The following is a 21,265-nucleotide window of genomic DNA, read 5'->3' on the forward strand; positions in this document are numbered from 1 at the left end:
TTTCCTTTGTTCCCGTCCGTTCCGGCGCGCACCGGCCTTTCCATTGCCCCAGGCGGCGCCAACATCACCAGCACGCCCCAGGGAGAACCGGCTTGGACGATTCGTCAGGACCAGTGTCGGGAGAAATCGCGGACGGCGTGCTGGAACAGCGTGCCCGGCGCGCCGCAGGCCTGGCCGAACGTGCCGCCAGGGTCGTGAAGGCCATGCTGGAGCGCCATGCCGCGGAACGGATGTCGGTGCCCGATCCGGAAGTGGTCGGCGACGCCTTCGCGGAGCTCGGCCGGGCACTGCTCCAGGATCCCGAGCGGCTGGCGCAGGCACAGATGCGGCTCTGGCTGGACCATGGCCGCCTGTGGAACGCGCAACTGCTGAAGCTCCTGGGCGGCGAGGCGCCGGTCGTGGCCGCACCGGCACCGGGCGACCGGCGCTTCAGGGACCAGGTGTGGACCGAGGCACCCGTCTATGACTGGCTGAAGCAGTCCTACCTCGTGAATGCCGGCTGGCTGCGGGACATGGTGGCCGAGGCTCCGGGCCTGGCGCCGGCCAGCCGCGCCAAGATCGAGTTCTACACCCGCCAGATCATCGACGCCTGCGCGCCCACCAACTTCGCCTTCACCAATCCGGCCGTCCTGGCGCGGGCCGCCGAGACCGGCGGCGAGAGCCTGCTGGACGGGCTGGAGCATCTGCTGGCGGACATGGAACGCACCCAGGGCGAGTTCGCCCCGGCCATGGCGCCGCGCGACGCGTTCCGGCTGGGCCAGGACATCGCCACCAGCAAGGGCAGCGTCGTCTTCCGCAACGAGCTGATCGAGCTGATCCAGTACGCGCCGACGACACCGAAGGTCGCCCGGCGCCCGCTGCTGATCGTGCCGCCCTGGATCAACAAGTTCTACATCCTGGATCTGCGGCCGGACAACAGCTTCATCCGCTGGGCGACCGGCCAGGGCCTGACCGTGTTCCTGATCTCCTGGGTGAACCCGGACGCCAGGCTCGCGGCCAAGACCTTCGAGGACTATCTGCGCGACGGCCCGCTGGCCGCGATGGAAGCGATCGAGCGGCAGACCGGCGAAAAGACGATCAACATCATCGGCTACTGCCTGGGCGGCACGCTCACGGCCTGCCTCCTGGCCCATCTGGCCGCGTCCGGGCAGGCGGAGCGGATCGCGTCCGCCACCCTGTTCACCTGCCTCACCGACTTCAGCGATCCGGGCGAGGTCAGCGTCTTCATCGACGCGCCCCAGATCACCAAGCTCGAGCAGCACATGGAGCGCACCGGCTTCCTGGAGGCCGGCTACATGGCCAAGGTGTTCGCCATGCTGCGGGCCAACGACCTGATCTGGGCGTTCGCCATCAACAACTACCTGATGGGCAAGGAGCCCGCCCCGTTCGACCTGCTGCACTGGAACGCCGACGGCACGCGCATGCCGATGAAGATGCACGCCTTCTACCTGCGCGAGATGTATCTGGAGAACCGGCTGGTGGAGCCCGGCGGCATCACCCTGCTGGGCACGCCGCTGGACCTCGGCCGGATCGAGCTGCCCGTGTTCTTCCTGAGCACGCAGGAGGACCATATCGCGCCCTGGAAGAGCACCTATGCCGGCGGCCGGCGCTTCGGCGGCCCGGTCCGGTTCGTGCTGGGCGGCTCCGGCCACATCGCCGGGGTGATCAACCCGGCCGGGTCGACCAAGTACGGCTATCGCACCGATGGCCCCGACACCGACGATCCGGAGGCATGGCTGGCCGGCAGCACCGAGCATCCGGGCTCGTGGTGGCCCCACTGGCGCGCCTGGCTGAAGGACTTCGACGGCGACGAGGTGCCGGCGCGCGATCCGGAGCGGGGCTCGCTCCCGGTGCTGGATCCCGCACCCGGCCAGAACGTGCTGGTGCGCGCCGATCGCTAGGCCGCGCGATCGCCGCCCCGATTGGCGTGCGATTGTGGGCGAAACGTGCCCGATCATCCACAACCCGCAGGCGAAGCCGCCCCGCAGCGCCCGCCCCGGCGGATTTCGGCGTGTCGCTCCAGTCGCGCTGGGCTAGGGTTTCGCCGGTTCCGAACGTCGCACGAGCCCGATCCCGCCGATGTCCACGCCGCAACGCTACCTGACCCGGACGATCCTGTTCCTGATCATCGTCGTGATCGTAGTCGGGCTGCTGCACCGTGTGGTGATCGACGCGTTCAGCCACAACCTGGCGATCAACGGCCTGATCCTGCTCGTGGTGCTGACCGGCATCGCCTACACCTTCCGCCGGATCCTGCAGCTCCGCCCGGAGATCGAATGGCTGGAGGCGTACCGGACTGCAGCGCCCGGCTTCTCGGTGCAGGACCCGCCCAGCCTGCTCTCGCCGCTCGCCACCGTGCTGGCGCAGAGCAGCAAGAAGAACCGCTCGGCGCTCTCGGCCGTGTCGATGCGCTACCTCCTGGACAGCATCGACAACCGGCTGGAGGAGAGCCGCGACATCTCGCGCTACCTGTCCGGCCTGCCGATCTTCTTGGGCCTGCTCGGCACGTTCTGGGGCCTGATCCTCACCATGGGCTCGATCGGCGAGGTGATCGGCGGCCTGTCGATCGGCACAGGGGACCTGGTCCAGATCTTCGAGAATCTGAAGGCCGGGCTCACGGCACCACTGAACGGCATGGGCACGGCGTTCTCCGCCTCGCTGTTCGGCTTGGCCGGCTCCTTGGTCCTGCGCTTCATCGACCTGCAGGCGACCCGCGCCCAGCACGTGTTCTACAACGAGCTGGAGGAATGGCTCTCCACCCAGGCGCAGCTCTTCGGCGCAGACGCGCCGGTCTCGTCGGGCTCGCGCCTGAGCGACCTCGCCGCCTCGGCACCCATCCCCGCCTATGTCCAGGCGCTGCTGCAGCAGACCGCGGAGAACCTGGAGCAGATGCAGCGGGTGCTGACCCATAGCGAGGAGGACCGCAGCAAGCTGGCGCACGGGATCAACGGGCTGGGCGAACAGCTGGGTGCCCTGAACGACCATCTGGCCGGCCAGCAGCGCATGCTGGTCAAGCTGTTCGAGGCCCAGGAAGGCCTGGTGCACACCTTTGCCCGGATGAACGACCCGAACCGCTCGCCGCTCGACGAGCAGACCCGCAGCCATGTCCGCAACCTCGACCTGCAGCTCGCCCGCCTGATCGACGAGCTGCGCCGCGGCCGCGAGGACACCACGCGCGAATTGCGCAACGAGATCAAGATGGTGAGCCGGGTGATCGCGGTGGCGGCCGGCGAGCCCGACATGGCCAGGGACTGACCGGCCGTGGCACGCTCCCGCCGCGAGCGCGGCGAACAGGACGACATCTGGCCGGGCTTCGTCGACGCCCTCTCGACCCTGCTGATGGGCATCACCTTCCTCCTGGTGGTGTTCGTGCTGGGTCAGTTCTTCATGAGCCGGCTGCTGGCTGGCCGGACCGAGCAGATGGACCGGCTGCAGACCCAGGTGCAGGACATGGCCAGCCGCCTGCAGCTTTCCGAGGACGAGGCCGCCGAGCTGCGCCGCAACCTGCGCCGCCTGGACGGCACGCTGCAGAACCTGACGGCCGAGCGCGACGAGCTGCAGGGCCGGCTGCGGACCAGCGAGGAGACCGCCGCGTCGCTCAACGACCGGCTCGCCAGCGTGCTGGCCCAGACCGCAACGCTCACCCGCAACCTGGAAGACAGCCAGGCCTCGCTGGAGCAGCAGGTCCGCACACGGGCCGAGCTGGAAGAGGCGCTGGCCGAGGCGCGCCGCCAGGTCAGCGTCGACCGCCAGACCATGGAGGCGCAGATCGGCCAGCTCGCCGATCTGCAGCAGCAGATCGCGGCACTCCAGGCCCAGCGCGACCAGCTCCAGGCCGAGAAGGGCGAGGTCTCGACTTCGCGTGACGAGGCGCTGGCCCAGGTGGCACTGCTCAACCAGCAGATCAACGAGCTCGGCACCCAGCTCGCCCAGCTCGGCGAGGCGCTGGAGGTCAAGCAGCAGGAGATCGACCGCCAGGCCAGCTCGATCGAGGATCTGGGGCGCAAGCTGAACCTGGCGCTCGCCGACAAGGTGGTCGAGCTGTCCCAGTACCGCTCCGACTTCTTCGGCCGGCTGCGCGGGATCCTGGGCGAGCGGCCGGGCGTGCAGATCGTGGGCGACCGGTTCGTGTTCCAGTCCGAGGTGCTGTTCGACAGCGGCAGCGCCACGCTCAAGCCGGCAGGCGAGGAGCGGCTCGCCGAGTTCGCCCAGACGCTGCAGGCCCTGATCGCGGAGATCCCGGACGACCTGCCCTGGATCCTCCGGGTCGACGGCCATACCGACAAGCGGCCGATCAACACGCCGGCCTTCCCGTCCAACTGGGAGCTGTCGACCGCGCGCGCGATCAACGTCGCCCGGTTCCTGGTGGAGAACGGCCTGCCGCCCGGGCGGGTGGCGGCGGCGGGCTTCGCCGAGTTCCGCCCCCTGGACCCGGCCGACACCGAGGAAGCCTACCAGCGCAACCGCCGCATCGAGCTGCAGCTCACCAATTTCTGACCCCCGCCCGGATCGGCTTGCGCCGCACGCCGGATCCGGCAGAATTAGGGGTGCTGGTCACGCCATGTCCGAAACGGCGCACGCGCCAAGGGGACACCGGCCGGCAGCGGGGGAAACGCACGAACGATGGCAGCAACTTCAGGAACGGTTCCGGCCGCGGAACGGGAGCCGGACTTCGTCGGCATGATCGAGCGCCACCGGGACTCCCAGGCATTCTGGGCGAAATGCACGGTGGTGCTGGCGCTGGTCGGGCTGGCGATCGCCGGCTGGGGCCTCACCGCGGCCGTAGGCTGGCGCTCGGGCACCTTCTGGCTGGGCCTGTTCATCGCTGCCACTGCGGTGTTTCCCCTGGCCGAGCTGCTGGACCGCCGTGACCGCTGGCAGGGGCTGGACCGGCTGCGCAGCGCATGGCGTGCCCTCGCCGCCGCACCGGACACCACGCCGGCCGACATCGACCGGCTGTCCGACCTCATCCGCAAGACCCACGGCTGATCGACCGCCCGGCGGCCCACACGAGACAAGACGAGATGACCCAGGAACGCCGCCTTGCCGACCTCGAGCGCAGCTTCGCGGGCTGGGAGCGCAAGAAGCTCCTGCGCACCTCCGCCCTGGTCGCGGTGCCCGTGCTGGTGGCGCTCGGCTACTGGGGCTATGGCCGAGTGGAGGTGGATGCCGCGCGCGAATCCGTGGTGTCCCTCACCCAGTCGCTGAATGCCGAGCAGCAGGCCAAGGCCGGGCTGGAGGCGCAGCTCGCCAAGACCGGCGTGCGGCTGGCCGAGCTCCAGCAGTCGCTGGACCAGGTCGGCACCGAGCGCGACGAGGCGCGGGCCGCCGTGGATGCCGCCAATTCCTCGGCCGCCGGCAAGCTCGGCGAGCTGGCCGGCAAGCTCGAAGCCGTGAACGCGCAGTTGCGCGATGTCACCGCGGAGCGGGACGATCTGGCGGCGCGCCTGGACCAGGCCACCCAGCAGGCCGAGGCGTCCGGTCAGCGCGTGGCCGAGCTGGACCGGCAGGTGGCCGAACTCACGAGCCAGATCGAGCAGGGGCGGGCCGAGGCCGATCGCTCGGCGGCGACCGTGGCGGAGCTCACCGCGGCCCGCGACCAGGCGACCAGGGAGCGGGACGAGGCCAGGAACGCGGCCGCCGAGGTCGACCGGCTGCGCCAGCAGCTCGCGGCTTCCGAGGAGCGGCTGGCCGCGTCCGCGACCGAGATCAAGGCGCTGGAGCAGATCCGGGCGGGGCTGCAGCAGCAGCTCGATGCGGCGCAGGACCAGGGCTTCGCCCTGGAGGATTCCGCCACCGCCGCGGCCAGTCGGCAGCAGGCGGCGCTGGACGAGGCGCAGGCGGAGATCGCCCGGCTGCGGCAGGAGGTGGAGGCTGCCGGCGGCGAGGCCCGGTCTCGCGCGGAGGAACTGGCGCAGGCCAGGGCGGAAGCGGCCGGACTCGACCAGCAGGTGGCCGAGCTGCAGGGCCGGCTGGACCAGGCGAACGCACGGCTGAGCGAGCTGGAAATGGCCGCCGTGGCGGGTGCCGGCACCGAACAGGCGCTGAACGAGGCGCGGGGTGCGGTGGGCCTGCTCGGCAGCCAGGCGGCCGATCTGCAGGCCGAGCTGGATGCCAGCAGGGCCCGGGTCGCCGAGCTGGAGCAGGCGGGTCAGGCCAGCCAGCAGGCCGAGGCGGCGCTCGCGGCCGCCCAGAGCGAGGCGGAGGAGCTGCGCCGGCGGGTCGGCGAGCTGGAGATGGCCGCCGTGGCCGCGGCCAACACCGAGAAGGCGCTGGAAGAGGCGCGTGGGGCCGTGGCCCTGCTGGGCACGCAGGCGGCCGATCTCCAGGCCCAGCTGGATGCCAGCAGGGCTAGGATCGCCGAACTGGAGCAGGCGGGCCAGGCCGGCCAGCAGGCCGAGGCGGCGCTCGCGGCGGCGCGCAGCGAGGCCGAGGAGCTGCGCCGGCGGGTCGGTGAGCTGGAGATGGCGGCCGTGGCCGCGGCCAACACCGAGAAGGCGCTGGAAGAGGCGCGCGGGGCCGTCGCCCTGCTGGGTACGCAGGCAGCCGAGCTGCAGTCCCGGCTCGATGCCGGCAATGCCCGCATCGCCGAGCTGGAAGGGGCAGCGGAGGCTGCGGCTGCCGACCGGGCAGCACTCGATCAGGCGCGCAGCCGGGTCGAGGAGCTGGAGCGGCAGCAGGCGGATCTGCAGGAGCAGGTCCGGGCGGGCACGGCGCGGGTGGAGGAGCTGGAGCAGGCGGCCGCACGGGCCGACGAGGCGGAGGCGGCGCTGGAGGGTGCTCGCCAGGAGGTCACAGCGCTGCAGGGGATCCGCAGCGACATGCAGCGCCAGCTCGACGAGGCGACCGACCGGGAAATCGCCCTGGAAGCCCGGCTGCAGGACGCGCAGGAGCAGGCCGCCGCCCAGGCGGACCGCCTGGAAGCGGCCGAGCGGGCGCAGGACGAGCTGGACGGTGCCCGGGTGCAGCTCGAAGGGCTGAAACAGACCCGCGCGGAGCTGGAGGCGCGCCTGGCGGCGGCCGATGCCCGCCTGGCCGAGCTCGGCCAGACGAGCGAGCGCGCCCGTGCGCTGGAAGCGGAGCTGGCCCAGGCCCGGGAACGGATCGAGGCGCTGGAAGGGGCGCAGGACGGGTTGCGCACGGAGCTGGAGCAGCAGCGCGCCCGCTCGGCCGAGCTGGAGCAGGACCTGCAGGCCAGCCGGACGGAAGCCCGGGAAGCGCAGGACGCGGTCCGGGCCGAGGCGGACCGGCAGGCGGCGCTGCAGGCCGAGCGCGACCGGCTGCAGGAACAGTTGGCGGAGCTGTCCGACCAGGTGCAGGCGCTGGAGCGGGATGCCCGCGGCAGCGAGGCGATGGCGCTGATCCAGACCCAGATCGCCAGCAGCCTCGCCGAAGCCGTGCCGAGTGCCGACGAGCTGGAGCAGAGCATCCGCCAGCACGAGATGGCCGACAGCGCCACCCGCGGGCTGGTGCTGTCGAGCATCTCCGGGGTGGACGATCAGGACCTGCTGCGGGACGGGCGGATCCAGTTGCCGGCGGGCGTGCTGTTCGAATCCGGCAGCGCGGAACTCAGCGAAGGCGGCAAGGACGCCCTGCGCGAGTTCGCCCAGCGGATGCGCAAGGTGATCGACGAGCTGCCGCCGATGGCGTCCTGGCTGCTGCGCATCGACGGGCACACGGACGACGTGCCGCTGCGCGCCGGCAGTGCCTGGCGCGACAATCTCCAGCTCTCGACCGCCCGGGCCGGTGCCGTGGCCGCCTACCTGATCGAGGCCGGCCTGCCGCCCGAGCGGATCGTCCCGGCCGGCTTCGGCTCATCCCGCCCGGCCGTGCCGGGCACCAGTGCGGAGGCCCGCGCCCAGAACCGCCGGATCGAGATCACCCTGTCCTCGCGCTGAGCGGGCAGCCGGATCAGGGGAACAGGCATAGCGGCCGCCACCGCCGCCTCGCGGCATCAGTGGTGGCCGCCATCGCCTATGCCATGCGCTTCCGCACGGAACGGCGGAACAAGTGGCTGTCGGCCCAGCGGGGCGAGCGCCGCAGCCCTTGAGAACAGCGATACCTGGCCGGGCCATCGCAGCGGGTCGAACGGCTTCCGCCGGAACTCGGCAGGCATGCTCGCGGCAGCTCTGCCTTCGGGCATCGCCCTGCTGTTCAGCCGCTCGGGAAGAATGCCGATCGGCTCGCCTCGCCCCTGCAGCCGGGGTGAGGCCGCAACAACTGCCCGGCAGCCCGTGCTCATCCAGGGGCCAAGCCGGTAGCCCAAGTGGCGACCGACCAGGCCGAGATCGCCCCGGCCATGGGACCGGACCGGGACCGCGCACTCCTGCTTTTGCAGGAAGCAATGTCTCCGCCCTGCCCTGTGGCGGGCTGACCTCCCGAAGCCGCGGTCCTGGCTTGGTTGAAGGCGTCTCCTGACGTCGATGCCGCGTCGGCTGCACGGCCGGTACCCGGTCTCCCGGGTGCGCCGACAGGACCGGCGCTCTCGTCCTTACAGCTCAGGCCACCCGCATCACCGCACCGGCATCGGTGAACTGGAGGGCTGCGAGGCGGCCGTACAGGCCGTCATTGGCGACCAGATCCTGGTGCCGGCCGGTCTCGACGATCCGGCCGCCATCCATCACCACGATCCGGTCGGCCGCCAGCACGGTGGCCAAGCGGTGGGCGATCACCAGGGTGGTGCGGCCCTCCATCAGCCGCTCCAGGGCCTGCTGGACCAGCCGCTCGTTCTCCGCGTCCAGGGCGGAGGTGGCCTCGTCCAGCAGCAGGATGCGGGGATCGGCCAGAAGGGCACGGGCGATCGCGATCCGCTGGCGCTGGCCGCCGGACAGCCGCACGCCCTTCTCGCCCAGATGAGTGTCGAAGCCCTGCGGCAGGGCATCGATGAAGCCCAGCGCCGCGGCCGCCTCGGCAGCGGCGCGCACCTCGGCCAGCGCAGCATCGGGCCGGCCGTAGCGGATATTGTCCAGCGCCGTCCCGGAGAAGATCATCGGCTCCTGCGGCACCCAGCCGAGCCGGCGGCGATGCGCCACCGGGTCCAGCTCGGCGAGCGGCACGCCGTCGACCAGGATCTGCCCGGCATCAGGCTCGTAGAAGCGCAGGAGGAGCTGCAGCACGCTGGTCTTGCCGGCCCCGGACGGCCCGACCAGGGCCACCCGCTCGCCCGGCGCCACGTCCAGGTCGAACTCCCGGAGCACCGGGCGGTCCGGGAAGGAGGGATAGGCAAAGCCGACTCCTTCGAAGCGCACGGCCCCGCGCGTGGTGGCGATCGGCCGCGGCGTTGCGGGCGCCGTCACGGCGGGCTGGGTGTCGAGCAGCTCGAACAACCGCTCCGTGGCCCCGGCGGCGCGCTGCAGGTCGCCCATCACGTCGGCGAGCCCGCCCACGGCACTGGCCACCAGGGCCGCGTAGAACACGAAGGCCGACAGCTCGCCCGGCGTGATCCGTCCTTCCAGGACGTCATAGCCGCCCAGCCACAGCACCACGCCGATCGCCCCGAACACCAGGGCGATCACCACCGCACCCAGGGTGGAGCGGGCGCGGGCATAGCGCACGGCAGTGGCGTAGGTCGCCTCGGCACTGTCGCCAAAGCGCTCCGCCTCGCGCCCTTCCTGGCCGAAGCCCTGGACGGTGCGCACGCCGTTCAGCGTCTCCTCCACCCGCACGCCGAGCTCGGCGACCTGGTCCTGCAGGGCGCGGGACAGGACGCGCACCCGGCGGCCGATCAGCACGATCGGCACGACCACGAGCGGGACGACCAGGAGGACGAAGCCGGTGAGCCGCGGGCTGGTGACCAGCAGGATGGCGAGGCCGCCCACCAGCAGCAGCAGGTTGCGCAGGGCCTGGGTGACCGATGCGCCGATCAGGGTCTGGATCACCGCCGTGTCGGTGGTGATCCGCGAGATCACCTCGCCGGTACGGGTCCGCTCGAAGAAGGCCGGGGAAAGCCGGACCACCCGGGCGAACACGTCCTTGCGCAGGTCGGCCACCAGCCGCTCGCCCAGCCTGGTGACGAGATAGGAGCGGAAGAAGGTGGCCAACGCCAGCACCAGGATCACCAGGCCGACCGCTTCCAGGGCGTGATCGAGGGCCTGGGGGCGGCCCTGGACGAAGCCGCCATCCACGATGTGGCGCAGGCCGGCACCGATCGAGAGCACCGCCAGCGCCGCCACGGTGAGCGCCACCAGCGTGCCGATCACGAGCGGCCGGTGCGGCCGCAGATAGGCGGCGAGGCGCCGGAGCTGCCCGAGATCGCGCGTGCCTGCGCGCCCGCTGTCGACGCGGCCGGACCTGCGCTGCCCGCCCTTCATGAACCTTCCTCGATGAATGCAACCGGCACGATGCTATGCGGCAAAGCTTGCAATATCGCTAACAATCCGTGCCGAGCTGTCGAAAGCGCGCAGGAAAGGGAGCCGTGACCCCTTGAGTCCCCGGATGCCCGCGGATATATAGCGGCCGCCCGCATCTGAGGAAAGCGTCGTGAAGAAGGACATCCACCCCGACTACCATCCCATCACCGTAGTGATGACGGATGGGTCGACCTTCGAGACCTCCTCGACCTGGGGCAAGGCTGGCGACAGCATGCAGCTCGACGTCGATCCCAAGTCGCACCCGGCCTGGACTGGCGGCAACGTTCGCGTGATCGAGCGCGGTCAGGTCGAGAAGTTCAACAAGCGTTTCCAGGGTTTCCGCCGCAAGGCCGAAGCCTGACCACTTGCAGAGATCGGTGTCATGAAGGTCATCAACTCGCTCAAGACCGCGAAGAGCCGCCACAAGGACTGCCGGATCATCCGGCGCAAGGGCCGGGTCTACGTGATCAACAAGACCAACCCGCGCTTCAAGGCCCGCCAGGGCTGAAGCGTTTCCGCCCGGCAGGTCCGGGCGGCGGGCACGACACGAGCCGCGCGAGGGCGACCTTTCGCGGCTTTCGTCGTTTGTGCTCAGCGGCCCGGGCCGGCATCAGCCGAGCAGGCGCAGCCCGTCCGGACCGGCGGTCACATAGCCGCGGTCGGTCAGCTTGAGGTGCGGGATCACCGAGAGCGGCAGGAAGGCCAGGGGCTGCAGGGGCTCCGGCATCTGGCAGCCGATCTCGTGCGCCGCCTGGCGGATGGCGCCGAACCGTTCCGCCACCTCCTCATAGGGCCGGTCCGACATCAGCCCGGCCACCGGCAAGGCGAGCTCGGCCAGCACCGCCTCGCCCCGCACCACCACGGCCCCGCCCTGGAGTGCCGTGATCCGGTTGACCGCCACCGCCATGTCGACGGGGTCGGAGCCCACCACCGTGACATTGTGGCTGTCATGGCCGATCGAGGTGGCGATGGCACCATGGAGGGCGCCGAAGCCGTGCACCAGGCCCCGGCCGATATTGCCGTTGCGGCCGTGCCGCTCCAGCACGGCCACGAGGTGGAGGGAGCGCTCCGGATCGGCCACGACCAGGCCATCCTGCGCCGGCGGGACCAGGCGCAGATGCTCGGTGATCACCGAGAGCGGCACCACCCCGATCACGTCCATCTCGCCCGCCGGTGCCGGCAGGGCGAAGGTCCGCTCGTCCACCTCCGCCAGATGCACCGAGCCGTAGCCGACCGGGGCTGGATGGCTGCGCTCCTCGAACAAGGCAGCCTCGACCACCCGGCCGGCGGCGACGACGCCGCTCACCTGCACCTCCGCCAGATCGTCCAGCAGCACCAGGTCGGCGCGCCGCCCGGGCGCGATCAGGCCGCGGTCGTGGAGCCGGAAGGCCGTGGCGGCCGCCAGGCTGGCCGAGCGATAGACCGGCAGGATGGGGGCACCCGCGGCGATCGCCGTGCGCATCGCATGGTCGATATGGCCCTCGGCCAGGATGTCCACCGGCTTGCGGTCATCGGTGCAGAACGCGATGCGCGGCCAGGTGGCCTCGGTGAGCAAGGGCGCCAGTGCCGTCACGTTGCGGGTGACCGAGCCCTCGCGCATCAGGATGACCATGCCCTTCTCGAGCTTCTCCCTGGCCTCGGCCAGGAGCGTGCATTCATGGTCGGTCGTGGGGCCGCCGCACAGATAGGCGTCCAGGCCCTCCCCCTGCAGCAGCGGCGCATGCCCGTCGATATGGGCATCGGCGAACAGGGAGAGCTTGTGCAGGAGTTGCCGGTCGGCGGCGATGACGCCCGGGAAGTTCATCATCTCCGCCAGGCCGATCGTGGCGGGATGGGCCAGCAGCGGCAGGAGATCGTCGCCCTCCAGCCGGGCACCGGCGGTCTCCAGCTCGCTCGCCGGCACGCAGGAGGGCAGGTTGACCTTCAGGCTCATCACCAAGCTGAGCGCTGCCGCCTGGAACCATTCGATCCCGGGCAGGCCGATCACGTTGGCGATCTCGTGCGGGTCGCAGATCGCGGTGGTGGTGCCGCGCGGCAGCACCAGCCGCTCGAACTCCGCCGGGGTCACCAGCGAGCTTTCCACATGCAAATGGGTGTCGATGAAGCCGGGCGCCAGGAAGCGGCCGCGCGCCTCCACCACCCGGTGCGCCAGGCGCGGCTCGCCCACCGCCACGATCGTGTCGTCGACGACTGAAACGGCTACGTCATCACGCACCATCCCGGTCGCGACATCGACCAGCCGCCCCCCCTGGATGCAGAGGTCGCAGGGTTCCAGCCCCTGCGCCGCCCGGATCCGTTTCGCCAGAACAGCGACATCGACCGCCATCTTCCTGCTCCTGCGTCGACAGACCCTTGCGCAACCTACGGTGCTGTCGCCTGCGGCGCCACCGGAACCGCCCGCCGCTGATCCGGCGTGACTGCTGGTAAAGAAAGCAGCGCGGCTGCCTGGATCCGGGTAGCAGAGGCGATCCGTCCAAGTGCTCCAGGCCACAGCCGCGCACCCACGGCCAGCGCCGCCTGCGCCTGGCGCTGCACGAGCAGATGCGACAGCAGCGTCGCCCGCCACACCTGCCCCGACAGGTCCCTGCGCAGGCGGCCCGTGAACTCCGCTGGCGTCCCGCCATGCAGGTAACAGTCCGCGGCGAGTGCTGCGCTGTGCAGGGCGATCGACATGCCTTCGCCCGCGAAGGATGGAATGACGGCCGCCTGATCGCCTAGACGCCAGCAGCCATCCTCCCGTCGCTCGACCAGACCGTAGGGGATGTTCGCGATCGCGAGCGGCCGGCCCCTAAGTGGCACGGCTCCCGCAATGCGGCGTGCGAAGTGTCCGTCGAAGGCCTGGACCAGGTCGAGCAGTACCGGCCAGTTCTGCCCGATCCGCCGGAAGGTGGCCTTGCGGATCAGCAGGCAGAGGTTGACCTTCCCTTCCTCGATCGGCTCGAGCCCCGCATAGCCTCCCGGAAACAGGAAGAGCTCGACCTTGCCGGCCAGCGCTGCGGCCTGCCCTGCTGCCAGCCTGAAGTGCAGCTTCAGCCCGATCAGGTCGTTCTGGCTGCCCGGCGGGCGTTTCCAGCCGCGCAGATCGTGCTTGCCGGTAGCCACGAAGGCATCCCGTGCCCGGATCATGTCGCCGTCGTCGAGCCGTGCGGTCCAGAAGCCGCCGCAACGCTCCAGCCCCTGCACGCTCCGGCCGCGCAGGATCCGGCTGCCGGCCCTGCGCGCCAGCTCGATCAGCGCCTCGTCCATGCGCCGGCGCGACAGGCTGTACGCGGTGAACGGCAATGGGCAGGTCACCCGTGCCCTGCCCGCCGATACGCCCAGCTCGGCAATCGGCACGGCGCCGAGCCGGTCGGGTTCCAGGCCGGACAGGCGGAGATAGTGGATCGCCTCCTGGCTCAGGAACTCGCCGCATACCTTGTCGTGCGGGTCGGCTTCGCGCTCGACCAGGACCACATCGCGCCCGGCCGCGGCCAGTGCCTGCGCCAGCGTCGCTCCGGCAGGCCCGCCGCCGATCACCACGGCATCCCGCACCGTCACGGCTTGACCCGCGCCACGCAGAGCCGGAACGGCATCCACCACTCGATGCCGGCACTCCCGGCCGGCAAGCCGGCCCGGTCGAGCAGCCGTCGCCAGTCCTCCGTCACGAAGCTGCGCGCGATCGAGATCGGCCCGTCGTTCTGGACGAAGCGGTGCAGGCGCAACGCGCGCGACGCGGCAGCGAAGAACCGACAGGGCAGCGGATGCCGGTGCAGATCGTTCACGAACCAGCCGATCGCCGCCTGTTCCTCCATCCACTGAAGGAAGCGCACCACCGAAGCGTCGTCGAGATGATGGGTGAACAGGGAGCTGATCACCAGGTCGAAGCCGCGCTCGGGCCGGTAGGCGAAGATGTCGTCGGTATGCCAGGCGATCGGCGCCTCCGCAGGCGTCGCCTCCCGGGCCGCGCGCGCCGACCAGGGATTGAGGTCGAGGCCGACCAGGTCGACCGCCACCCGGCGCCGTTCCGCCCAGGCCACGATCTGCCGCAGCATGTCTCCGTGGCCGCTGGCCACATCGAGGATCCGCAGCGGCCGCTCCCGGGGAATACGGCCGCCGGCGGCCAGCCTGTCGAGGAAGCCGAGGGTCGGCCGGTAGGCCAGCGTCAGCCGGTTCACTCGCGCCAGATCCTGCAGGCAGCCCTGGAAAGTCGCGAAGTCGCAGCGCTCCGTATCCATCAGTTCCGGCGTGGTCGCGCGCCGGGAGAAGTCGAACGACGCCATCAATGCCGCGCCGAGCTGAACCGCATGGTCTCCGCCACCAGGCCTGGTCCGAACGCCATGGCACACCCGTTCCGGCCGCCCCGGCCCTCGCGCAGCATTGCCTCCAGTACGAACAGGACGGTTGCCGACGACATGTTGCCGTAGGTGCGCAGGATGTCGCGCGAGGTGGCGAGGGCCGATGCGGGCAGGCCGAGGGCAGTCTCCACCGCGTCGAGCACCGACCGACCGCCGGGATGCACCGCCCAGAGATCGATGGCTTCCGGGCCATCCGGCAGGATGCGGCCGCTGGCGCTGCGCAGGCCATCGGCAATGCTGCCGGGGACCCGTCCGGACAGGGTCATGTCGAAGCCGCAGTCCCGGATCTGCCAGGTGATCTGCTCGGCCGTTCCCGGCACCCGGATCGCCTCGAACCCGTCCAGCGCAAAGCCCGAAGGCTCGGCGCTGATCAGGGCGGCAGCACAGCCATCCCCGAAGATCAGGAAGGTCAGCACCTGCTCCAGGTCGGTGCTCTCCTGCAGGTGCAGGGTGCAGAGCTCGATGCAGACCAGGAGAACCCGCGCCTTGGGCTCTGCGCGGACGATGTGGCGCGCGAGCTTGAGCCCGTTGATGGCGGCATAGCAGCCCATGAACCCGATCACGGTACGCTCGATCGACGGATCCAGCCCGAACCGGTCGATCACGGTGAAGTCGAGCCCGGGCGCGGAGAGGCCCGTGCAGGAGACGATGATCAGGTGGGTCGGCGGGCTCGGGTCACGGTCGAGATCGAGCCGCTCCACGGCACGCGTCACCAGATCGGGGGCCTCTGCCTCGTACCGCCGCATCCGGTCGGCGGTCGAGGGGAAGCTGCCAAACCGGTAGAAGCCGGTCGTGTCGATCGCCTCGTTCGCCCCGGACCCGGCCGGCGCCAGGAAGGACCAGCGGTGCGCGATCTGGCTGCGGTCCGCCATCCGGCGAAACAGCACGTGTTCCCGCCGGTCCCGCAGCAGTCGATCGGCGAAATTCACGAATGCTGCGTGCACATCGTGCGGTGGAACGGCAGTCGCGATGCGGTTCAGATAGGCTACCGACACTGCCGTCTCCACGGTGACGAAGTAATCTGCGGCACAGGAACGGGATCAATCCGGCAGGGTTGCCGCTACTTGCTCGGGCATCACCCGGCGCGGGCCATACCGCTGGACACACCATCATCGCCGTCGCGCAGCAGCTTGTCGGGCGTGATCGGCAGGTCGCGCACCCGCTTGCCGGTGGCATGGAAGATCGCGTTCGCGATCGCGGCCGCCGTGCCGACGATGCCGATCTCGCCCAGCCCCTTCACGCCGATCGGGCTGACCTTGTCGTCATGCTCCTCGACGAAGATCACGTCGATGTCCCGCACGTCGGCGTTCACCGGGATGTGGTACTCGGCGATGTTGTGGTTCATGAACCGGCCGAAGCGGTGGTCCAGCTCGCTCTGCTCCTCCAGCGCCATGCCGATGCCGAACACCACGCCGCCCAGGATCTGGCTGCGCGCGGTCTTGAGGTTGAGGATCCGGCCGGCCGCCACCGCGTTCACGATGCGGGTGACGCGCACGACGTTCAGTTCCTCGTCGACCCGCACCTCGGCGAAGATCGCGGCGTGCGTATAGGCCGAATAGTTCTCCTGCGCGTCCTGGTCCGGCTTCGCGGTCTCCTCCGCCGCCAGCTTCTCCAGCCCGAGGGCGGCCATCACGTCGGCGACGACGACGCTGCGGGAGGGATCGTTCGCCACCGCCATCCGCCCGCCCGCGAAGGTGATCCGCTCCAGGACCTCGTTCGCGAGCGGCGAGCCCTCCATGGCACGGGCATGGTGGAACAACTGCTCGCGCAGGCCGAAGCAGGCCTTTTCCACCGCCGAGCCGGCCGAGGCGGCCGTCCAGGACCCGCCTTCCAGGGGCGAGGCCGGCAGGGAGGAATCGCCGATCTTCACGTCCACCTGCTCGATCGGCACGCCCATGGCATCGGCGGCGATCTGCGCCAGGATGGTATAGGTGCCGGTGCCGATGTCGGCCGTGGCCGTCGCCACCTCCAGGCGGCCATCCGCCGAGAGGATCGCGCGGGCGCTGGTCTGCTGCATGGAGGCTTCCCAGAACCCGGTCGCCATGCCCCAGCCGATCAGCTCCCGTCCCTCGCGCATCGAGCGGGGCGCGGCACTGCGCCTGGACCAGCCGAACCGCTCGGCGCCCTGGCGGTAGCACTCCCGGAGCTGCTTGCTGGTGAACGGGTTGCCGGTGTTGGCGTCCTCTTCGGCGTAGTTCTTCAGGCGCAGCTCCAGCGGGTCGATGCCGGCCGCATGGGCCAGCTCGTCCATGGCGCATTCCAGCCCGTACACGCCGGTAGCCGCACCGGGTGCGCGCATGTCGGACGGCGTATAGGTGTGGAGCTTCGCCAGCTTGTAGTCGAACGCCACGTTCGGGCAGCGATAGCCCAGGCCCGACCAGTTGACGACGACCTCCTGGTAGTCCTCGAAGGTCGAGGTGGCGGCCACCGCCTCATGGCGGATGGCGGTGAGCCGCCCGTCCCGATCCGCCCCCAGCGCCAGATGCTGGATGGTGTGCGGCCGGTAGGTGAGCGTGAACATCTGGTCGCGGGTCAGCGTCACCCGTACCGAGCGCTGGAGGTCGAGCGCGGCCATGGTCGCCAGGAACAACTGGTATTGCGGCCGCAGGCCCACCCCAAACGCGCCGCCCACGAACGGCGAGATGACCTGGACGTCGTCGGCAATCAGGCCGAACACCTCGGTGAGATACTCCTTGGAGGCCACCACGCCCTGGATCTTGTCGTAGACCGTCAGCTTGCCGTCGTTCCACACCACCGTGCTGGCATGGGTCTCCATCGGGTTGTGGTGCTCGGCAGCAACGAAGTAGGAGGCCTCCACCTTCACCGGCGCCTCGGCCAAAGCCCGGTCGACATCGCCCCGGTCCGGCGGCGGCGGCTCGATCCCGGCCCGCTTCTCGGGCGGCACGTAGGCGTTCGACTGCTCGGCGGCGAGGTCGGTCCGGAAGGGCTCTTCTCGGTAGGTGATCTCGATCAGCGAGGCGGCATAGGCCGCCACTTCCAGGCTCCGCGCCACCACGAGGGCTACCGGCTGGCCGCTATAGACGATCTTCGCGTCTTTCAGCGGCCGGAACGGGATGCCGGGCGGAGCCACCTGGTCCTGGTACGTCGAATCGAACCAGGGCTGCCTCGGCCGGTTCTCGTGGGTGTACACCCGGACCACGCCTTCGGCCGCCTCGGCGGCGCTGGCGTCGATCCGCTCGATCATTCCGTTGGCGAGCGCGCCGCCGGACACGACATGGCCATACAGGAGGCCGTCGGCCGGGAACTCGGCGGCATAACGCGCCTGGCCCGTCACCTTGCTGACACCATCGATCCTGCGCTGGCCAGTCCCGACATAGGCCCTGGAAGGCAGCGGAGCGGTGGAAGTCTGCACCATGGTCCTGCCCCTCACTGGACGCGCTTGTCGGACTGGGACTGCGGGGTGCCCGCCGCCGCCTGCTCCAGCGCACGCACGACCGCGCGGCGCGCCAGCTCGATCTTGAAGTCGTTCTCGCCAAAGCCCCTGGCACCGCTCAGGATCTGCCCGGCCGCCTGCTCGAAGCTCGCCCGCTCGGCCGGCTGGCCCCGCAGCAGTTCCTCGGCCGCCTCGTCCCGCCATGGTTTGTGCGCGACGCCGCCGAGCGCCAGCCGCGCCTCGGCGATCTTCCCGTCTTCCAGACGCAAAGCTGCCGCCACCGACACCAGCGCGAAGGCATAGGAGAGCCGCTCGCGCAGCTTCAGGTAGGTGTAGTTGATCGCAAAGTGCTCGGCCGGCAGGTCGACCGAGAGGATCAGCTCGTCGGCGGCCAGATTGTTGTCACGCTGCGGCTCGTCGCCCGGCAGACGGTGAAACTCGCTGAACGGGATGGTCCGCTCCCCGTCGGGGCCTGCCACCCGCACGCTCGCACGCAGGGCCGCCAGCGCCACGCCCATGTCGGAGGGGTTGGTGGCGATGCAGTGCTCGCTCGCCCCCAGGATCGCGTGCTGCCGGTTGATCCCGCCGATCGCCGAGCAGCCCGAGCCGGGGGTGCGCTTGTTGCAGGGCGTGGCGGTGTCGTAGAAATAGACGCAGCGCGTGCGCTGCAGGAGGTTGCCGCCGGTCGTCGCCATGTTGCGCAATTGCGGTGAGGCGCCGGCCAGGATGGCGCTGGCCAGCAGCGGGTAGCGCTCCTCGATCCGCCGGTCATAGGCGAGATCACTGTTCGGCACGAGCGCGCCGATCCTCAGGCCCCCGTCCAGCTCCTGGATGTCGCGCAGCGGCAGCCGGGTGATGTCGATCAGCCGGCTGGGCGCCTCGACATCGTACTTCATCAGGTCGAGCAGGTTGGTGCCGCCGGCGATGAACCGGGCGCCGGGATCGCTCGCCCGCTCGCGCACCGCGGCTGCCACCGCATCCGGCCGCACATAGGAAAAGCGGTTCATCGCCCGGCTCCCGTGCCGTCCATGACCTGCCGGACCGCCGCCACGATGTTCACATAGGCGCCGCATCGGCACAGATTGCCGCTCATCAGCTCGCGGATCTCGTCGTCGCTCCGCGCGCGCCCCTCCTTCAGGAGGCCCACGGCCGAGCAGATCTGGCCGGGCGTGCAGTAGCCGCACTGGAACGCGTCATGCTCGACGAAGGCGTCCTGGACCGGGTGGAGCTGCCCGTCCTGCGCCAGCCCCTCCACCGTGGTGACGCTGGCACCGTCCAGCATCACCGCGAGCGTCAGGCAGGCATTCACCCGCCGGTCGTCGACCAGTACGGTACAGGCACCGCACTGGCCATGGTCGCAGCCCTTCTTCGAGCCGGTGAGGTCCAGGCGCTCGCGCAGCAGGTCCAGCAGCGTGGTCCAGGGCTCGACCTCCAGGCGCCGCTCGGTGCCGTTGATGGTCAGCACGACCGGGATCGGGCCGGGCTCGCCCGTTCCGTTGCCGGGGCGTGGGTCGGTTTCGGTGGCTTGCATGGCCGCTCTCAATCGCCTGGGGCGCGGCACGACCCCGCTGGGCCGCCGCCGTCTCCGCCACCCAACCCTCCTGATCTGGAGCGGTTCCAGACAAGGCGGTCCCTGCGGCCACGCGAGGGCGGCAAAACGCGCGCTACCCCTTGGATTCGGCCGCTGATCCGTGGTCTGCTTCCGCCAAGAAAAACGGGGAGGCCCATCATGCGTCACGGTCTCGTTGCCGCCGTCATCGCCACGGCAGTGCTGGGGGCAGGCTCGGCCGCCAGCGCCCAGGAGTTTCCGACCAAGCCGGTGACCATCGTGGTGCCGTTCGCCGCGGGCGGACCCACCGACACGGTGACCAGGCTGGTCGCCCAGTCCATGACCGGCACGCTCGGCCAGCAGGTGATCGTCGAGAATGTCGGCGGGGCCGGCGGTACGCTCGGCGCCGCCCGCGTCGCCAAGGCGGATCCCGACGGGTACACCCTGCTCCTGCACCATATCGGCCAGGCGACCTCGGCCACCCTCTACCGCAAGCTCAGCTATGATCCGGCCACGGATTTCATGCCGATCGGCATCGTGGCCGACGTGCCGATGACCGTGGTGGCGCGCAAGGACTTTCCCGCCGCCGACATGAAGGCCCTGATCGAGCAGGCCAAGGCGGAAGGGGACGTCATCACCTATGCCAATGCCGGGATCGGCTCCGCCTCGCACCTGTGCGGCATGCTGCTGATGCAGGCGCTGGACGTGCCGCTGACCACGGTCGCCTACAAGGGCACGGCACCGGCGATGAACGACCTGCTGGGCGGCCAGGTCGACCTGATGTGCGACCAGACCACCAACACGACCAGCCAGATCAAGGGCGGCACCATCAAGGTCTATGCCGTGACCACGCCCGAGCGGCTGCCCTCGCTGCCGGACGTGCCGACCACCGTCGAAAGCGGCCTGCCCGACGTGCAGGTGGGAGTCTGGCATGGGCTGTACGCGCCGGCCGGCACCGACGCGGCGGTGGTGGCGCGGCTGGAAGAGGCGCTGCAGGCGGCGGTGACCGATCCGAACGTCACCCAGCGCCTGGCCGAGCTCGGCGCCACGCCGGCCACGGCCGAGACGGCCACGCCGGCAGCGCTCGAACAATTGGTGACCTCTGAGATCGCGCGCTGGCGGCCCGTGATCGAGGCTGCCGGCCAGTACGCCGACTGAGGGGTCAGCCGGTGCTCCAAACGGGCGGGCGGGGCAGCCCCCGCGACATCGCGGCGGGTGCCCTGTTCGTCGTGATCGGCTGCGCGTTCGGCTGGTTCGCGCAGGACCATGAGCTCGGCACGCCCAATCGGATGGGGCCGGCCTTCTTTCCGACGGTCCTGGCGGTGATGATGACCGTGCTGGGCACGGTCATCCTGGTCCAGGGCCTGCGCCGGCCGGGCGAGCCGATCGGTCGCTGGCCCTGGCGCGCGATCCTCCTGGTGCTGGGGCCGGGCATCCTGTTCGGCCTCACCATCCGTCCGCTCGGCATGATCGCTGCCGTGCCGCTGCTGGTGGGCCTCTCGTCGCTCGCCAGCCGGCAGGTGACGGCGGCCGGGCTGGTCCTGTCGGCGCTGGCGCTCACCCTGTTCTCGATAGCCGTGTTCGCCTACGGCCTGGGCCTGCCAATCCCGGTGTTCAGCCGGCTGCTGGGCGGGTAACA

At 70.5% G+C, this 21,265-nt stretch carries 17 protein-coding genes; 9 read left to right on the forward strand and 8 right to left on the reverse strand.

What is annotated here, in order from left to right; genetic code table 11:
- Positions 1-92 precede the first annotated feature (92 nt).
- The 5 genes from phaC to HLA95_RS12475 all read left to right on the forward strand — a co-directional run bounded on the left by phaC (position 93) and on the right by HLA95_RS12475 (position 7,898).
- Entirely contained in the window at positions 93-1,901 is a 1,809-nt protein-coding gene (gene phaC, locus HLA95_RS12455; protein WP_222183506.1) for a class I poly(R)-hydroxyalkanoic acid synthase, read from the forward strand.
- 178 nt (positions 1,902-2,079) lie between these two features.
- Positions 2,080-3,255: a MotA/TolQ/ExbB proton channel family protein gene (locus tag HLA95_RS12460; protein ID WP_191059214.1), complete on the forward strand. Its 1,176-nt coding sequence runs from the start codon at positions 2,080-2,082 to the stop codon at positions 3,253-3,255.
- A gap of 6 nt (positions 3,256-3,261) precedes the next feature.
- Entirely contained in the window at positions 3,262-4,497 is a 1,236-nt protein-coding gene (locus tag HLA95_RS12465) for a peptidoglycan -binding protein (protein ID WP_223861469.1), read from the forward strand.
- A gap of 126 nt (positions 4,498-4,623) precedes the next feature.
- Positions 4,624-4,989 (forward strand): hypothetical protein, encoded by a 366-nt coding sequence (locus tag HLA95_RS12470; protein ID WP_191059213.1) that lies wholly within the window; start codon positions 4,624-4,626, stop codon positions 4,987-4,989.
- Between the two features lie 35 nt (positions 4,990-5,024).
- Positions 5,025-7,898, forward strand: coding sequence for an OmpA family protein (locus HLA95_RS12475; protein WP_222183508.1), 2,874 nt, complete (start codon positions 5,025-5,027; stop codon positions 7,896-7,898).
- A gap of 600 nt (positions 7,899-8,498) precedes the next feature.
- On the opposite strand, the gene HLA95_RS12480 is transcribed toward HLA95_RS12475, so the two are convergent.
- The gene (locus tag HLA95_RS12480; protein WP_222183510.1) at positions 8,499-10,310 is read right to left on the reverse strand and encodes an ABC transporter transmembrane domain-containing protein; all 1,812 of its coding nucleotides are present in this window, start codon (positions 10,308-10,310) and stop codon (positions 8,499-8,501) included.
- A 169-nt stretch (positions 10,311-10,479) separates the two neighbouring features.
- Here HLA95_RS12480 and rpmE point away from each other — a divergent pair, with 169 nt between their 5' ends.
- Together rpmE and ykgO are read left to right on the forward strand one after the other, a co-directional pair.
- The gene (gene rpmE / locus HLA95_RS12485; RefSeq protein ID WP_159713979.1) at positions 10,480-10,710 is read left to right on the forward strand and encodes a 50S ribosomal protein L31; all 231 of its coding nucleotides are present in this window, start codon (positions 10,480-10,482) and stop codon (positions 10,708-10,710) included.
- Positions 10,711-10,731: 21 nt separating this feature from the next.
- On the forward strand, positions 10,732-10,857 hold the full coding sequence (gene ykgO / locus HLA95_RS12490) for a type B 50S ribosomal protein L36 (RefSeq protein ID WP_027133106.1): 126 nt from the start codon (positions 10,732-10,734) through the stop codon (positions 10,855-10,857).
- Between the two features lie 102 nt (positions 10,858-10,959).
- Here ykgO and ade read toward each other — a convergent pair whose 3' ends face one another.
- The 7 genes from ade to HLA95_RS12525 form a co-directional block, all read right to left on the reverse strand.
- A complete protein-coding gene (ade, locus tag HLA95_RS12495; RefSeq protein ID WP_191058132.1) occupies positions 10,960-12,675 on the reverse strand; it encodes an adenine deaminase in 1,716 nt (571 codons plus the stop codon).
- Between the two features lie 35 nt (positions 12,676-12,710).
- On the reverse strand, positions 12,711-13,928 hold the full coding sequence (locus HLA95_RS12500; RefSeq protein ID WP_369076372.1) for an NAD(P)/FAD-dependent oxidoreductase: 1,218 nt from the start codon (positions 13,926-13,928) through the stop codon (positions 12,711-12,713).
- A complete protein-coding gene (locus HLA95_RS12505) occupies positions 13,883-14,608 on the reverse strand; it encodes a methyltransferase domain-containing protein (protein ID WP_191058133.1) in 726 nt (241 codons plus the stop codon). Before HLA95_RS12505 ends, HLA95_RS12500 begins: the two co-directional genes overlap by 46 nt.
- Positions 14,608-15,678 carry a type III polyketide synthase gene (locus tag HLA95_RS12510; RefSeq protein WP_191058134.1) on the reverse strand — a complete coding sequence of 357 codons (1,071 nt, stop codon included), beginning with the start codon at positions 15,676-15,678 and terminating at the stop codon, positions 14,608-14,610. The genes HLA95_RS12505 and HLA95_RS12510 overlap by 1 nt, the downstream gene beginning before the upstream one ends.
- A gap of 80 nt (positions 15,679-15,758) precedes the next feature.
- On the reverse strand, positions 15,759-18,059 hold the full coding sequence (locus HLA95_RS12515) for a xanthine dehydrogenase family protein molybdopterin-binding subunit (protein WP_191058135.1): 2,301 nt from the start codon (positions 18,057-18,059) through the stop codon (positions 15,759-15,761).
- Positions 18,060-18,070: 11 nt separating this feature from the next.
- On the reverse strand, positions 18,071-19,084 hold the full coding sequence (locus tag HLA95_RS12520; protein WP_191058136.1) for an FAD binding domain-containing protein: 1,014 nt from the start codon (positions 19,082-19,084) through the stop codon (positions 18,071-18,073).
- A complete protein-coding gene (locus HLA95_RS12525) occupies positions 19,081-19,608 on the reverse strand; it encodes a (2Fe-2S)-binding protein (protein ID WP_191058137.1) in 528 nt (175 codons plus the stop codon). Before HLA95_RS12525 ends, HLA95_RS12520 begins: the two co-directional genes overlap by 4 nt.
- A gap of 198 nt (positions 19,609-19,806) precedes the next feature.
- Between HLA95_RS12525 and HLA95_RS12530 the strand changes: the two genes are divergently transcribed.
- Both HLA95_RS12530 and HLA95_RS12535 read left to right on the forward strand, forming a co-directional pair.
- Positions 19,807-20,784, forward strand: a complete 978-nt coding sequence (locus HLA95_RS12530; RefSeq protein ID WP_191058138.1) for a tripartite tricarboxylate transporter substrate-binding protein — start codon at positions 19,807-19,809, stop codon at positions 20,782-20,784.
- A gap of 11 nt (positions 20,785-20,795) precedes the next feature.
- On the forward strand, positions 20,796-21,263 hold the full coding sequence (locus tag HLA95_RS12535; protein ID WP_191058139.1) for a tripartite tricarboxylate transporter TctB family protein: 468 nt from the start codon (positions 20,796-20,798) through the stop codon (positions 21,261-21,263).
- Positions 21,264-21,265: the final 2 nt, after the last annotated feature.

The organism is Geminicoccus harenae (assembly GCF_019800005.1).
Taxonomy (GTDB): domain Bacteria; phylum Pseudomonadota; class Alphaproteobacteria; order Geminicoccales; family Geminicoccaceae; genus Geminicoccus; species Geminicoccus harenae.